The organism is Leclercia barmai (assembly GCF_049312895.1).
Taxonomy (GTDB): domain Bacteria; phylum Pseudomonadota; class Gammaproteobacteria; order Enterobacterales; family Enterobacteriaceae; genus Enterobacter; species Enterobacter barmai.
In genome coordinates, this window is the sequence record NZ_JBMNWZ010000001.1 from 1,326,899 (window position 1) to 1,342,184 (window position 15,286).

Consider the following 15,286-nt stretch of genomic DNA (forward strand, 5'->3'; position numbering starts at 1 on the left):
TAGCACCCAATCGGGTGCTTTTTTTATGGATGCAATATGGCAACGATTACTGGTGCAAAGGGTGGCAGCCAGAAGCAGCACACGCCTGTTGAGCAGCCTGATTCAGCTCAGTCTATGGCGCGCTGCCGTATGCTCCTGGCGCTCGGTGAAGGCGAATTTGCTGGTGGGCTGGACGCAACCCGGATCTTCCTCGACGGCACGCCGCTGGGCAACGCTGACGGCTCAATGAACTTTGAGAACGTCTCTTGGGATTTTCGCCCGGGCACACAGACCCAGATGCCGATCCCCGGCTTTCCCGCAGTGGAGAACGAGACCAGCATCGGTGTATCGCTGACGAAGGCTGTGCCCTGGACCCGCGCCATCAGCAATACCCAGATTGATGCGGTTCTGGTGCGCATCGGTATCACCGGCCTGCAGCAGCAGGAGAAGGACGGCGATATCGTCGGCACCACCGTCACGTATCACATCGACGTTGCGGTTGATGGCGGGGCATACCAGACAGTGCTCACCAAAACGGTAACGGAAAAGCTCAGTTCTCTGTACGAGCTGACGCACCGCATCAACCTGCCGAAAGCCACTACTGGCTGGCAGATCCGTGTGGTCCGGGATACTGCCGACAGTACCAGCCAGATGCTGCAGAACAAAACGCAGGTGCAGGCCATCACTGAGGTGATTGACGCCCGCCTGCGCTACCCGCATACCGCGCTGCTGTATGTGTCATTCAACGCTAAAGCGTTCAGCAACATCCCGAAGATTTCCTGCAAGCCGAAAGGCCGGGTCATCCGCATCCCGCAGAACTACGATCCCGACGCGAGGACCTATAGCGGAACATGGGACGGCACATTCAAATGGGGCTGGAGCAATAACCCGGCGTGGATCTGGTTTGATGTGCTGACACAGCCGCGCTTTGGCCTTGGCCGCCGGGTGACGGTGGATATGCTCGATAAATGGGAGCTCTACCGCATTGCCCAGCGCTGCGACCAGAAGGTGCCTGACGGGAAGGGCGGAACCGGCACTGAGCCGCGATTCATGTTTGACGCTTATATCCAGTCGCAGGCCGACGCCTGGCAGGTGATCAAGGATATCGCTGCTGGCTTCAACGGCATGACGTTCTGGGGCAACAACATGTTCAATGTTGTCTCGGACATGCCAGCAGACACGTCGAAGCTGCAAATCCTCACCCGCGCATCAGTGGTGGGCAAGCCAACGTATTCCAGCGGCAGCGAAAAGACGCGCTTCTCGAGCGCACTGATTAACTTCAGTGATCCGGATAACCACTATCAGGACCGCACCACCGCAGTGATGTTCCCTGACCTGGTGAAGCAGTTCAAATTCAAGCAGACGCAACTCACGGCCATCGGCTGCACGCGTGAAAGCGAGGCTCAGCGCCGCGGTGGATGGGCGGTTTATTCCAACTCGCTCGATCGCATGATCACGCTTCAGACGGGGCTGGATGGCTTCGCCTATGTGCCGGGAACCGTGTTTGCCTTTGCGGATGAGCGCGTGTCAGGACGAGTGTATGGCGGGCGCGTTGTCGCATACAACTCCGGCCTTAAGGCAGTGACAACCGACCGCGGTACCAGCGCCGTGGCAGGCGATACGCTGATGATCCGCACCCAGGGCGGCGTTGTTGAAAACCGGATAATTCAGTCGGTCAACGGCACACAGCTGATTGTGGACAGGGGCTTCACAGCAGCGCCAGCGCCAGACGCCGTTTTCGTTATCGACGCCGGGCAGTTGCGCCTGCAGTATTTCCGCGTGATGAAACTGACGTTTAATGATGAGGAGAACACCTATACCATCACCGGCACGGAATACAACGCATCGAAGTATGACGCCGTTGACAACAACGCCCGGCTGGATATCCCGCCGATCAGTCTCATCCCCACTGGTGTTGTCTCACAGCCTGGTAACATCGTGGTGTCGAGTTATGAATCGGTGCGCCAGGGGCAGCGCATTGCCACGTTGACGGCCTCATGGGATGCTCCGCTGGATAAAGCCGGGAAGCCGCAGGCCGATGTGATCGCCTATCAGGTTCAGTGGCGCCGCGGGAGCAGCGAATGGGTGAACGTTCCGCAAACCGGCCTGCGGAATATCGAAGTGCCGGGGATCTTCGAAGGTGATTACCTGGTGCGGGTCAGGGCAATTAATGCCGGTGGCGCATCCAGTCTGTGGGCAACGTCAGCGCTGACTCATCTCAAGGGCCGGGTGGGTGAAGTGCCAAAGCCAGCCAACTTCAGGACAACGCCGTTGCTCTGGGGGGTACAGCTGGACTGGGATTTCCCTGCCGGCACCGGCGATACGCTGCAAACTGAGATCCAGTATTCGACGGTCTCGACCGGCGCGAATGCACAGCTGTTGACGGGAGTACCTTACCCGCAGCACATGTATCAGCAGCTGGGCCTGAAAGCCGGGGTAGGGTTCTGGTACCGGGCGCGGCTTGTTGATCGCACCGGCAACCAGTCAGCCTGGACTGACTTCATCCAGGGTAGCAGCAGCTCGGTTGCCGCTGATTACCTGGTGGATATCGATAACCAGATCAAACAGACCGACGCCTATAAGAACGTCGTAAAAGAAATAACTGACCTGGGTGATGACCTTCAGTCAGCGCGCGATGACATCACCACAGTCACTACAGAGTCGGCGGCGACCAAAGCGGGGCTGGCGCAGGAGGTCACGGACCGTAAGAAAGCCATCACCGACGAGGCAACGGCGCGCGGGCAGGCGTTGCTGACCGAGAAGAACGAGCGTCTGGCGGATATCAGTAACGTCAACCAGACGATTCAGACCAGCACCGAATCGCTGGCGCAGCAGATCGCCCAGGTGTCAGCCGGCACCGGCTCGCAGTTCGATCCGGCCAAAATCTGGTATTTCGATACATCAGTCGAGGACTGGTCCGGGAACGGGACACCGACCATTGTCGATGGCTGGCTTCGTCCTGCTAACCATGCATCTGATCCGTGGGTGTCATCACCGGGCTCGCTGGGCATAACAGCTGCGGCTTATCGCTTTCTGAAGCTGCGCATCAAGAAAGTAGGTAATCCCGCCTGGGTGGGGGAAATTCGCTGGCGCAACACGGCTGGTTTCAACGACACCAACCGATTCACGGTGGCGGAGCCCGCTTATAACTCTGACGGCGTCGCCACTCTTGAGTGTGACGATATCCCCTGGCTGGCCGATACGACGATCAACCAGATTCGACTGGACCTGTCCACGAAACAGGACGCGACCAATTACTTACTGATTGACTGGGTGGCAGTCGGGCGACCAACGCCGGGAGCCGGGATGGCGGCGCTGCAGCAGGAAACGGCGGCGCGCGTAACAGGTGACCAGGCGGAAGCCACGGCGCGCGAGACGCTGGCGACGCAGATCCGGGGCGGCTATACCGGTGACGACCCGTCAAAACTGGCTTCGGGCCTGCTGTACACCGAACGCCAGGCGCGCATCACCGCGCAGGAAGCGGAGGTGACAGCGCGGACTCAACTGGAGTCGACCGTTAACGCCAACAAAGCCAGTGTGACGCAGGAACTGGCAACGCTGACGACGGAGCAGGAGGCGCAGGCCACTACGCTCTCGGGCCTGCAGACTACTGTTGGTAAAAACTCCGGCGATATTACGCGCATCGATAAAGCCGTCGCTGATAACAACAAGGCGCAGACCACCGCGCTGGCTGCGGTGAAGGCCACGACCGACCAGAACACGGCGGACATCAGCACGGAAACCACGGCCCGCACGGATGGTGACAGCGCGCTGGGCCGCCGTATCGACAGTCTGAAAGTTGACGTGGACGGTAACACGGCCAGCCGGGACGCCGGGATTATCGGTAACGTTACCAATGCTCTCGCCAACTTCATGGCGTTCTCGGATCAGCGCGTTACGTTCGCCGCTGGCGAAACGAAAACGATGGCCGAGATCACCGAAGCCCGGAAGACTGCAGCGGATGCCACAAGCGCCGTGGCGGAGCAGGTCACCACGCTTAAGGCCACGGTTGAGCAGAACGGCCAGACCAACGCTGCAGCCATAACGCGCATTGATAAAGCCGTTACGGATCTGGAGAGCGCCACGGCAACCAGCATTGAGCAGGTTACGGCTGCAATTGGCGATACCAATGCCAGTGTCCAGACGACCAGCCAGGCTGTTGCTGGCATTAATGACAAGCTCTCCGCGCAGTGGGGCGTTAAAGTCCAGGTGGAGGCGAACGGCACCAAGCGCATCGCGGGTATCCAGCTGGGCATTGACGGCACAGGGGCCTCAAACTTCCTGATTTCTGCCGATACGTTCGCGGTTTATAACCCGACGACGAACGGGCAGGAACTGGTGTTTGCTTCGACCGGCGGCCAGATGTTCATGCGTTCGGTGTTCATCCAGGACGGTTCTATCGACAACGGCAAGATCGGGAATTACATCCAGTCCAGCAACTGGGACGGGACCGGCAATGTAGGCTGGCATATCAATAAATCTGGGTATGCCACGTTCAACGGCGTGACCGTTCGCGGGACGATCTATGCCACTGACGGGAGTTTTAAAGGCAGAGTTGAGGCGACCAGCGGGAGCTTCAGGGGCACGGTTGAAGCGACATCTTTCATTGGAGATGTAGCCAACACTGGGGTATTCCCCGACGCCACAGGCAGATCAAACGGCATCGCAACTGCGACCGTGAACATGTATTACACCGATTCCAGCAATAACGGACTCGGCAAAAACGCCGTTGTGGAGGCGATGATCTACGTGCGGGGGATTACAGGTGCGGTCACGGCCACCGTGCAGATGGTCATTGCAGGCAACATCCGCACGATTAACTACGATGTCCCCATTGGTGGGGTATGGCTCACCGCCCGACATGCGGCGTCCGGCATGGGCGGCCAGCGTATCGACGCCAGCATCACCGTTACTTCCAGTAATGCGTCGGTCGGTGTTACCGCCCCGACAATGACGGTAACGCGCGGCACCGGCTCTTTCTCCTCCTGATCCTCATAACTTCACCTCAATAACCCGGCTCCGGCTGGGTTTTTCATTTTAAGGACATCACGAATGGCAACGATTGATGACGATTTAGCGAAATCCGTCACGGAAGGATTTCGCCAGGCGCAAATTGATATCGTCAACCAGGACCTGATTTTATCGGGTACCGGTGACGTCACAGTAACGCTGGCTGACGGTTCGAAAAAGACCGGCCCGAGCTGGTCCAAGCTTATCACCGCAGCTAACGCGGCAGGAACCAGCGCCGCTGCAGCCAAAACCAGTGAAACGAATGCTCTGGCGTCAAAAAATGCAGCAGCAACCAGCGCCACGAACGCGGCAACGTCTGAGGGGAATGCTCTCGCGTCGAAGAACGCAGCCAAGACTTCAGAAAACAACGCCAAAACGTCTGAGACGAACGCGAAGACTTCAGAGAATAACGCCAAAACCAGCGAAACGAACGCCGCAGCATCACTGGCCGCCGCGCAGCTGCTGACATCTGTACCCTATGAGGCTGCGCCGTACCCGGATGTGTGGGTGCCATTTAACGATAGTTTGAAAATGGAAGGCATCGCACCTTACGATACTTTGACTATTTCCGGGCAGATGGTGGAATTACCCTCAAAGTCTGCAACATTCACCCGGTCAACTGTCGCAACTTATATTGAGAAATCCGGAATAATGCGAAACGCGGATATTAATGAACCTCGTTTCGAGAAAGAGGGGCTTTTAATTGAGCCGCAAATTACGAACCTGTATACCTATTCTGAGCAATGGGGAACAGGTTCAAGAGTCGTTACGACCAATAATAGCGGCGACTCGCCTCGCGCCGATAAGACAATGGCGCTGGTAGTTGAAGATACAGCAACCGCGGAACACTACGCGCAAGACCGTAACATCACTTTAACTTCCGGCACGATATACTGTTATTCAGTATTTGTTAAAGCTCATACAAGCTCTCGTCTTTTATATTTACGCGTCGCAACGGGAACGACAGCGGGCGTGTTCTTTGACCCCGTTGCAGGGGCCTTCGTTGGTGGCGCTGTCGGTGCTCAATACCTTGATCGTGGTTTTGAAGACCTCGGAAATGGTGTTTACCGTGTCTGGATGGCAGTTACAGCCGGGGCTACTCAGAGTAGCGTTTTCCGTCTGCAATTAGCGAAAGATGGTGTGACCGCAAGCTATGCCGGTGACGGCAAATCAGGCCTATATGTGTGGGGCGCGCAATTAGAAGACAGCCCGTTCCCTACATCGTACATCCCAACGACAGCGGCCACGGTTACGCGCGGGGCTGATTACTGGCAAATACCGAAAGAAAACTGTGGATATACTTCTCTGGCAAATCTATTTAATCGGACTTTGGCACTTGAGTTTTTCCCTAAGTATTTCCAAGATGCCGCTGGTTATATTGAGATCGTTAAGGTTCAAGGCCCGAGTAATGATATTGCTTGCCGATGGGTTAATGACAACACATTAAAAGCATATCGCAGCAGCGGTGCTATAAGTGTGCCTTGTAAAAAAGGAGAAAGCGAGGTGTTCGCACACGCAATCGAAGGTAACAAGGTATCAACGTTCTACGGGGGTAATACTTCTTCCGCTGATAACGTACAGCCTAACGGCACAACGCAATCCGTTTCTTATATAGGGAACTCAAATCAAACCACATCCGTGAGATTCGTTTATCACATTCGAAACCTGCGTATCTGGCACCGCGTCTTAACACTCAACCAAATTAATGGACTCCGCTAATGAGAGACTTATATCTGCGCTTCAATGACGCCGACGAAATGCGCACGCAACTAATCGCGGCGGGGTTTGTGGATGATGAAGAGCAGGGTGGTTTGTATCACCCTGATATCAGCCTGGATATCGTTGGCGTTATCACTGTCCCTGCTGAAGTCATCAATCCCGGTGAAGAAAACGAAGTTATCAAATACGTCAGCCTGCCCGGATTTCACGCCAATTTGCGCGTGACAGACGATTCGCTGGAACTGGCATCGTTAGATGCCTTTGGGGTCTTCCCTGACAGCCCGTACCGGGTATGGGCATAAGGAGCACAACATGGCAAACAGAAAAGATACTATTAGCCTGGCCGCTGCGGACATCTCTGGGCTGAAGTCAGCTGCACAGCGGGATGTCGGAACGTCCTCAGGAAACGTGATGGAGGTCGGTGCTTTTGGACTGGGCAGCAGTAATTTGGCGAGCATCAACCAGGGTGATCGTAAAGGATTTGGGGCTTATAACGCCAAGATGCTGCTGGGCGGCATCGACAACAATACTGCAGTGCTGGGCATGCCTTTTGATGCTTCAACCGCATTTCAGTTTTGCTTCCCGGCGCGCCTGGATGTGCCGCCTGAGTTATACCTGCGCCTGCTCAGCTCCTCTCCAACGTATGACGGAAAAATCTGTAAGGTATATACCGATTCGAATACCACCAAAGCAGCTGATGGCACGTTAAAGTCAGCATCCCCGATCGTCAAAGTTTTTGCCGATGGCTCTTCGGAAACGAACTATGAATCTGAGGGCGTGACTGTAACGCGCCAGGGGGAAGGGGTTTATCTCATCACGGGCTGTCTCGGGCTTAACGCGGATGCGGCGTGGGGCGGTATCGATGGTGGGTTTGATATACCGAAGGACCGCAACCGGCAGCCGCTAATCTGGCTGGATTACAAGGTGAACCCGGATGGTTCGGTGCTGGTGAAAACCTATCATCGCACTCACCTGGGGGGCCCGGCGTTCGCCCGAAACGAGCGGGAAGGTTTTAACGAAGGTGACCCAATCGACATTCCAGCGGATCAGTATGTCTCCATCCGTGTGGAGATGCCGGTGGACAGCATCTGGAATCAGCGCCAGCTGGAGGCAGCGACTGCTATGGCTGAAGCACAATCTGATGAGGGTCATGACGTTCAGCCGTAATTATCAATAGGCGTTGCCGTATTGATCTGCACCACCTTTAAAACTACTGTATATAAAAACAGTAAAAAGGAGTGCAGATCATGCCCCGCCGTCACGACATTCACGCCGCATTTGTGGCTGCAGTACAGCTAAACCCCAAGGGCTACCGGTGCTTACGCACAGAAGACTTTATCCGGGAGCTGGCAAAAGTACATTGGCATTTCAGCCGGGCTGACGCCAACGAGTGGATAGAGCGCTATCAGCCAGATTTCACGGATAAGACAACTGACGGAACCGACAATCACTACTGGATCCTGCGCAACATGGGGAGGGTTCACTGATGGGCTTTCCTTCACCGGCGGCTGATTACACCTCCCAGCGGATGACACCGGAACTGATCTGTGGTGTGGGCATCGATACCCGCATTCTTGAAACGTCATCCGGGTTCGCATTAATCGAACCAGTTACCCGGTTAGTGCAGGGACAGACTCTGCTGATTCTCATTGGCGGTCGAACGCAGTTTGCGAAAATCAGAGGAAGGGCGTTAATCACGGATGATGGGGAAGCGATAGAAGGGGAAGCGGCGGAGGAAGTTGAGGTGTTGGGGCGGGTGACGTTCTTCATCAACAGCACAGATGCTGATGACATTCCAGTGTAAGAATTGGTGCGCTTTGGTAAAGGCGAAGGCCTGAGGTCTTCCCTTGGCAGGTTTGATGCCCGCTTTGAGCGAAAAGCAGACGTGTAATTATTCATCTAGTCTTAATATAGTTTCTTACATTCTGAGATGACTATGAAAAATTCGACTGGGTTTAGTGTCATGGCGTTACTCGCGTGTAACTGCTGGGCCGCTGATGGTGGCTCTGAAAGTGCAGCACAAGCAAATAATCCGCTTGCCAGTATGACAGCGTTCAACATGCAAAATTACTATATTGGTAAAGTTAGCGGGACTGATAAGGATGCTAATCAGTTCTGGTTTCGTTATGCAACACCATTCTCTCTGGGTAACAGCGACTGGCTGTTACGTGCCTCGCTACCAGTCAATACTTATCCCTCTCCACCTACCGGAGGTCATAAGACCGGGGTTGGTGATCTCAATCTTTTTACTTCCTGGCTCATTGATACCGGAAACCCGGCAGTCAGTTTTGGCGTTGGTCCACAGGTTACTGCACCGACCGCGTCAGAGGATGCCGTTGGATCAGGGAAATGGTCCGCGGGACTTGTAAACGTACTATTTAACGCGAGTAATCCAAAATTTCAGTATGGCTATCTTGCCTCCTGGCAGCATAGTTTTGCCGGTGAGGATGATCGCAGTGATGTGAATCTTACTACCTTCCAGCCCTTCCTCTTCTATCAATTGGGTGGTGGCACATATCTGCGTTCTGCACCGATTTGGGCCTACAATCTCCATAACGATAATTACAGCGTTCCGCTGGGGCTAGGTGTCGGTCAGGTAATTAAAAATAAGAAAACGGTTTATAATTTCTTCGTTGAGCCGCAGGGTAGTGTTGCCGAACGTGGGGATGGACAGCCCAGGTGGCAAATATTTGCTGGGTTAAATCTTCAGTTCCCTAATTAATTTAACATGGAGAAACGGTAAGGGTTGTGTCTCCATCAGGTCATTTTATGTGGAGGTAACAGCTAACCAAATATCGTCATGAGTAAGGTCCTCGGTGAGCGAATAGGGGCTGTTACCTCAGTAATCAAAAAAAGAAAGGCACCCTGCCACAGACAAAATGCCAACAGTATCACTTACTTCACCGTTTCAATTTTAGGCGGCTGCCAGGTGCCATCCAGAATCGACTGTTCACCCCAGTACGCGCGAATGTAGAGGGACAGATTGCCGTCAGGTGCCGGTAGCCAGTTATTGACTTTATCATCCGATGGACGGGTTTTGCTGACATACAGCGTCAGGGAGCCGTCATCGTTGTACTTCAGGTTTTTGTTTTTGGTCCCCAGCGAGAAGCGGTTCAGCTCGTTAGGGCTGAACAGATGCTTACTGTTATAGAGCGTTAATGACCAGAACCCTTTCACCGGCGGCAGTTCGCCTTTCGCGAAGGTCACCGTGTAGTCATGGTCGCCGGATAGCTGGGTACCCGCAGCATCGTTATCTGTGTAGAAATACTGGGTTTCGTTCGGTTTGTTATCGAACATGTTCGATTTTGAGGTGCCGGTACGGTTGTAGTAATCCACCCCAAACTCGGCGTTGTTTTTTGAACGGTTCCAGCCGTTGCCCGCCGGTACGCCGTTGTTCTTCCACTTAAAGAAATCAGCAATGACGGTTTTATCCGTCTCTACGGCGGCAGCATCCATCCATTTGCGGATTTCCGGGCTTTTCTTGCCAGCCTCGACAAGGTGACGGTACTGGGCGTACATGGCCTCTTCGCCAGGCAGCGGCGGCACTTTTTCCAGAACATTGGCGAACTGGTCGAAGAATTTCTCCGGAATAACCCAGCGCGTCTCGCCCGCGCTGGCATCCGGTTTATCGCCGATGGCCGGGATCTTCGAGTATTCGAAGGATTTCATTTTGCCGTCAAACTGACTCAGCGGGTAGGTCATAATCTCTTTGATCGGGGCCTGGATCGCCGCCCGGTCTTCCGGGGTGTCATCCATCTGGACGCGAGGGATCACGTTGGCCATTTCGGTGGAGGACTGAATCACACCGTTGATGCCCTGCGGGGTTTCCCCTTTCCAGTTGGGCCCGACAAGCAGATAGAAACCGGGTTTGGTGGCGTAAGGTTTACCGACGTTACCAATCTGATTGGTGCGGGCATCGTAAATGGCGTACACCCAGAAGCGATCGCCGAAATCGGGAACCTGAATGACGATCGGCTCTTTATCCAGTTCGAAGAAGCCCAGCCCGTAGGCCACGTCCTGGTTTGGACAGGTAACGAAGGTCTCCTCCGGCTTGATGTAGTCCGTCAGCATGCTGAGCTGGCCCATCGGCGCTACCGGCACCATGCCGCCGTTCAGCGCCGGGTAAGGCGCTTTGGTGATGGTTTCCCGACGGTTAAACTGATTCACCATCGGCCAGCCCCAGATATAGGCCTGCTGCGCGATGGCTTTGACATAGCTCTCCGGCATGGTGACATCCGCCGACGGCTGCGTGAGCTGATCGAACTGGGTGGCATGAGGAATGGTCAGCGGTTCGGTCTGGCCGAACGCGCCTGCGCTTAGCGCCAGAGTTGTAAACAGTGCCAGATACTTTATTTTCATCACGTCATTCACCTTTATTGGTTTGTCTGGACCAGGTCATCCGGGATCCAGGTCTGATCGTAGAAGCCGTCTTCGGTGCCATACAGACGCAGCGCCACGAGGAAATTGCGGTCAGGAACGGTTTTGATAAAGGCGCTGTCTTCCACACCGTCCGGTTTGTTCGGCCCGAACCAGAGGTCGATAGAGCCATCGTTGTTTTTCGGGATGTTGTAATAGCCGTTGGTGGACGGTAACAGCTGATCGGTTTCCGGCATGGTGCCGTCGGTAATGTTGTAGGCAGTCACGGCCCAGAACAGCGCCGCAGGTGGGTTTGGCGGCAGGTGCAACTTATAGGTATTGCTGCCGTTCAGGAACTTGCCGGACCCGTCTTTGGTGGCAAACGGATATTTGGACCCCGCGCCGGTGGTATGCATCACCATTGCCGCCGCGCTGGAATACGCAATCTGGAAGAAGGCCGCGCGCTGGTTGGCATCAAGGGTGCCGTACTGCATCCACTCTGCGGTAGCACCCGCCCAGGAGGTCTCCCACTGACGGTCTTTGTAATAGAGCTGACGCTGGTCATCACGCCCCACCTGACGACGCGCGAGGATCATGCGCGGCGCGGTTTCCACGGCTTTGTTCAGTAACTCCTGCTGTTTGGCCGTCGGGGTGAACGGCTTGCCCTTCACAATGCCGATGCTGAGCAGCGCGCTGCGGGTGGCATCCGGGATCGCGGTCAGCGGTTCATAATCCACAAAGGTTTTCAGCTTCTGCCAGTAGCTGGCGTCGGTAGGATAAACCATGTTCACGCGCTTCCCGCTGGCATCCGGGAACTGCATCGGCTTCACATCCTTTTCCACATCCCAGAGGGGATAGACCCGGGTGGTTTCGGCATTTTTCACCGCCGGGAGCGGATCGGGTTTGCCTTCACCTTTCCCCATGATGGTTCTGAAGAAGAGGAAGACGTTATAGGTTGAGGATTTAAAGGCGTAATACCCCTGCGGCACAGGACCGTCGTAATCCGGCGGCAGGAGTAAATAGAGACCACCCCGGGCGCGGTCCGGTCCGATGGCACCCACATCTGTAATGGTTTTCTGGAAGAAGTCGGTAAACATCCCGATGACGTTCGGTGGCGCTTTGATCACCAGCGGACCCGTTTCCTTCAGATCCAGATAACTCATGGAATAGATCACATCCCCGTTAGGCGTAGGCACCACCGCCCGGCTGTCCATCCGCTCTTTCCAGATCGGCAGGACGTTATAGCCTTTGCCAAACGCGGCCTCAGAGCCATCGCGCAGGCCAATGGTATTCAGCAGCGGCAGGGTCTGGATGTAGGCCTGAATCGCATCCTGATAATAAAGTTCGTCGCTTAATGACTGCGCTTCCTGCTCCGGTAACCAGTTACCGTTATTCAGCTGCTTCATCAGGGGGGAAAGAGGCGCGTCGGCGGCCATTGCGGGTTGGGCTAAAGCGAGTGACAGCAGAACGGCAGAAGTGACTATTCGGAGCTTCATAGTTATATCTCGGCTGAAGAGTAATAAAATGAAATTAATGACTTACTGGCGATAGGTATCGTCCTATGGATTAAACATAGTCAGATAGAATGTTCCTGAAAGAATAGTTGGTTTCGGAAGATTCGTAGAGTTAATAGTTATTTAATAATAAATTTTAACGATGAGTATTAAAGGTTGTTAAATGGTTTAACGGGTCATAGAGGAATCAAAATGTTTGATGTCCGCTTCTGGCACACAGCGGACGAAGTGTACGAAGCGGTGCGTACCTTCAAATCTTACAAACGGATCGATGGCAATTTTGCCAAGGTGGGTGTCGTTTTAGAGCGGCGGGTGTGATTTCTGGAAGGGGTTACGCAAAGTTTCAATGGTATGGTTTTTATGTCTCCTAGCGGTTTTTTGGTATTAATTGTGTGAAATGTGAGCATTATGAGTGGGTGATATGGGGTTTCTGTGAGAAATTCTTCCCCAAAACGATATGCAACCTACTGAATAGCATGGAGTTGTATTGGTAGCGGAAATGATGCAAATCAACACTTTAATTGCAGCTTATCCCTTTGTTTTCAATTAATAAAAATGCCATTTGAATAGTATGCTTCGCCCATATCTTCGGAGGCGGCTACGCGGCAGGTTATTACGCCTATCTGTGGACGCAAATGCTGGCCGACGACGGCTATCAGTGGTTCGTGGAAGAGGGCGGATTGACCCGCGAAAACGGGCAGAAATTCCGCGAGGCGATTTTGTCGCGCGGGAATAGTACTGATTTAGCTGAACTTTATCGCCAGTGGCGTGGGCACGATCCGCAGATTGAACCGATGCTGGTGAATCGCGGGTTGAGCTCGTAAGGGTTTTTCAGGCTGGAAAGAGAACCGGGCGCAATGCCCGGTTTTTTTTCTATTTTATTCTCACTAAAGATCCGCAATAACACTTAAAATCAATAGAATATGTTTACATAATCTGCACACATTAAAACGTCAATATGTGCAGATTTGATAGAAATTAAAGCGCAGGGGAAAATGCTTTAACTTCCACTTTACGAGCCAGGAATCTGCTTTCGACAAAGTGCCAGGACAGTGCCGCCAGGGTGACCGTTGCTATGATGCTGGTTATCATGCCCGCAAAGAAGGACATGCCGATGACGTTAATCACAAACTGTTGGACAGGGAATGCATAGATGTAGATGCCATACGAGTAATCAAACCGACCTTTTACTAGCGGATCCTGAATGGAAGTGCAAAGCGCGATAGTCCCAAATGAAATAACAATATAGCCAAGGATATTGTATTCGAGGCCGCCATCGGAATATGAATACATCCATAACGACAGAGCGGCAAGAATGAATGCTTTCACCTTGAAATCGTTCCAGCGATCAAACGTCATCGCCATAACGGCACCCAGAAAGAACGAGAGACCCCTTAATGGATACAGCCAGGAAGGAACGGAGAAATAAACACCAGTGTTATTGCCTGTAATAAATACACAAACAAGCAGCAACAAAATGAACACAACTAAAAAATAAACCCTGTTTTTATTGAATATTAATACGCACCCTGCAATCAGGTAACATAAGAATTCAAGCGGGAGAGTCCATAAACTTCCATTGATACCACCATGGATAAAACCAGTGGTAATACCATCATGAAGTACGGATGTTAATGTTATCGTTTTTATAATATTGTTAATAACAGCAATGTTTAGATAATCACCGAGATGATCTCTGTTAACAAAACTGCCTATGATGACATACATAAAAATAGCGCATGGAATCAGCGCTGGTATAAGCCTGCGCAATCGTTTGGACATAAACTCAGTATAATCAGAACATGCCATTGCAGACTTGGAAATCAGGAAACCTGAAATACTGAAAAATATAATGACTGCAATTCCGCCCATGCTTTCAAGACCCCAAAAAACAGGTTCTGGTCGACCTGAAAGGGCATAATGATGAGTAATTAAAACCATTAAGGCAGCAATAAGCCTTGCTGTATCAAAGCAGTTATTCTTATGCATTTTTAAACGAGGATTGTTTGAGTTAACTCATCATATCATTACAGATGAAGCGTAGCTAAGAATAATCTTACAATTGCGAATCAATCTCACAAAATAACTGAGAGACTACTCTTTGTTTGCACTAAATATTAAATCTCTGTAAATGAATTTGGTGGAGAGGACTCCAGAAGAAAATGAGAGTCGTTTGCAGATCCTCTATGACATGAACAGGGGGTTTTCACGGACTTATCTTCAGTTACGGCTAATAATTTCTCACTCGTATATCAACGTAAAGTATTTGTTACGGCAGTTTCGACATCCGCATACTGGAAACATTAACCGGGTTTGTGGTTATCGATCCGGTAAGCCTGCTTACATTCTTTAACCGAACCGATACTGGAAAAATGCAAATTGAGCGCGTAGACCTTTTCAGACTGGAATCAAAACCGGGGGACTTCCAGATTTTTATGTTTAATGACTTATGTTTACGTAAGCTATTGCTTGCCACATCCCATAAATAAAATAATTGCTTACGTCTTTATGCTCTCGCCTCGCTCGATATAACCATAAGCATGTCTTATATTTTAATGGCGGCAAGTTACCGCATCTACCCACAGGAGTTCAAAATGAAATCCAACGATCAAGGTGCTAACAAAGATCAGTCAAAGCAGTCTCAAAAGAACCCGAAAGACGATCAGTCCCAACAGAAACCGGGTAAAGCTAAGTAGTCTCTCATACTA

Annotated in this window: 11 protein-coding genes and 1 pseudogene; 9 read left to right on the forward strand and 3 right to left on the reverse strand. The window is 52.6% G+C overall.

Translation table 11 applies throughout. The annotated features are described in order from the left end of the window. Positions 1-36: 36 nt before the first annotated feature. The 7 genes from gpJ (at position 37) to ACOYA6_RS06375 (ending at position 9,430) form a co-directional block, all read left to right on the forward strand. Complete coding sequence (gpJ, locus tag ACOYA6_RS06345; RefSeq protein ID WP_422654286.1) at positions 37-4,968, forward strand: TipJ family phage tail tip protein; 4,932 nt, start codon at positions 37-39, stop codon at positions 4,966-4,968. 63 nt (positions 4,969-5,031) lie between these two features. After that, a complete protein-coding gene (locus ACOYA6_RS06350) occupies positions 5,032-6,708 on the forward strand; it encodes a phage head spike fiber domain-containing protein (protein WP_422654287.1) in 1,677 nt (558 codons plus the stop codon). Next, positions 6,708-7,010 (forward strand): hypothetical protein, encoded by a 303-nt coding sequence (locus tag ACOYA6_RS06355; protein ID WP_422654288.1) that lies wholly within the window; start codon positions 6,708-6,710, stop codon positions 7,008-7,010. Before ACOYA6_RS06350 ends, ACOYA6_RS06355 begins: the two co-directional genes overlap by 1 nt. Before the next feature lie 10 nt (positions 7,011-7,020). Then, complete coding sequence (locus tag ACOYA6_RS06360) at positions 7,021-7,875, forward strand: phage tail fiber protein (RefSeq protein ID WP_422654289.1); 855 nt, start codon at positions 7,021-7,023, stop codon at positions 7,873-7,875. 80 nt (positions 7,876-7,955) lie between these two features. Then, on the forward strand, positions 7,956-8,195 hold the full coding sequence (locus tag ACOYA6_RS06365; RefSeq protein WP_422654290.1) for a hypothetical protein: 240 nt from the start codon (positions 7,956-7,958) through the stop codon (positions 8,193-8,195). Next, the gene (locus ACOYA6_RS06370) at positions 8,195-8,512 is read left to right on the forward strand and encodes a hypothetical protein (RefSeq protein WP_422654291.1); all 318 of its coding nucleotides are present in this window, start codon (positions 8,195-8,197) and stop codon (positions 8,510-8,512) included. Before ACOYA6_RS06365 ends, ACOYA6_RS06370 begins: the two co-directional genes overlap by 1 nt. 159 nt (positions 8,513-8,671) lie before the next feature. After that, complete coding sequence (locus ACOYA6_RS06375) at positions 8,672-9,430, forward strand: transporter family protein (RefSeq protein ID WP_422654292.1); 759 nt, start codon at positions 8,672-8,674, stop codon at positions 9,428-9,430. A gap of 173 nt (positions 9,431-9,603) precedes the next feature. Here the strand turns inward: ACOYA6_RS06375 and ACOYA6_RS06380 are convergent, their stop codons facing one another. Next, positions 9,604-11,067: a DUF1254 domain-containing protein gene (locus ACOYA6_RS06380; protein ID WP_422654509.1), complete on the reverse strand. Its 1,464-nt coding sequence runs from the start codon at positions 11,065-11,067 to the stop codon at positions 9,604-9,606. Between the two features lie 14 nt (positions 11,068-11,081). Then, on the reverse strand, positions 11,082-12,560 hold the full coding sequence (locus ACOYA6_RS06385) for a DUF1254 domain-containing protein (protein ID WP_422654293.1): 1,479 nt from the start codon (positions 12,558-12,560) through the stop codon (positions 11,082-11,084). Positions 12,561-12,770: 210 nt separating this feature from the next. Here ACOYA6_RS06385 and ACOYA6_RS06390 point away from each other — a divergent pair, with 210 nt between their 5' ends. Then, the gene (locus ACOYA6_RS06390; RefSeq protein ID WP_422654294.1) at positions 12,771-12,896 is read left to right on the forward strand and encodes a hypothetical protein; all 126 of its coding nucleotides are present in this window, start codon (positions 12,771-12,773) and stop codon (positions 12,894-12,896) included. Positions 12,897-13,153: 257 nt separating this feature from the next. Beyond that, positions 13,154-13,402: pseudogene (locus ACOYA6_RS06395) on the forward strand (M3 family metallopeptidase); the annotation flags it as partial. 154 nt (positions 13,403-13,556) lie between these two features. Here ACOYA6_RS06395 and ACOYA6_RS06400 read toward each other — a convergent pair. Continuing rightward, the gene (locus tag ACOYA6_RS06400) at positions 13,557-14,567 is read right to left on the reverse strand and encodes an acyltransferase family protein (protein WP_039028838.1); all 1,011 of its coding nucleotides are present in this window, start codon (positions 14,565-14,567) and stop codon (positions 13,557-13,559) included. Positions 14,568-15,286: the final 719 nt, after the last annotated feature.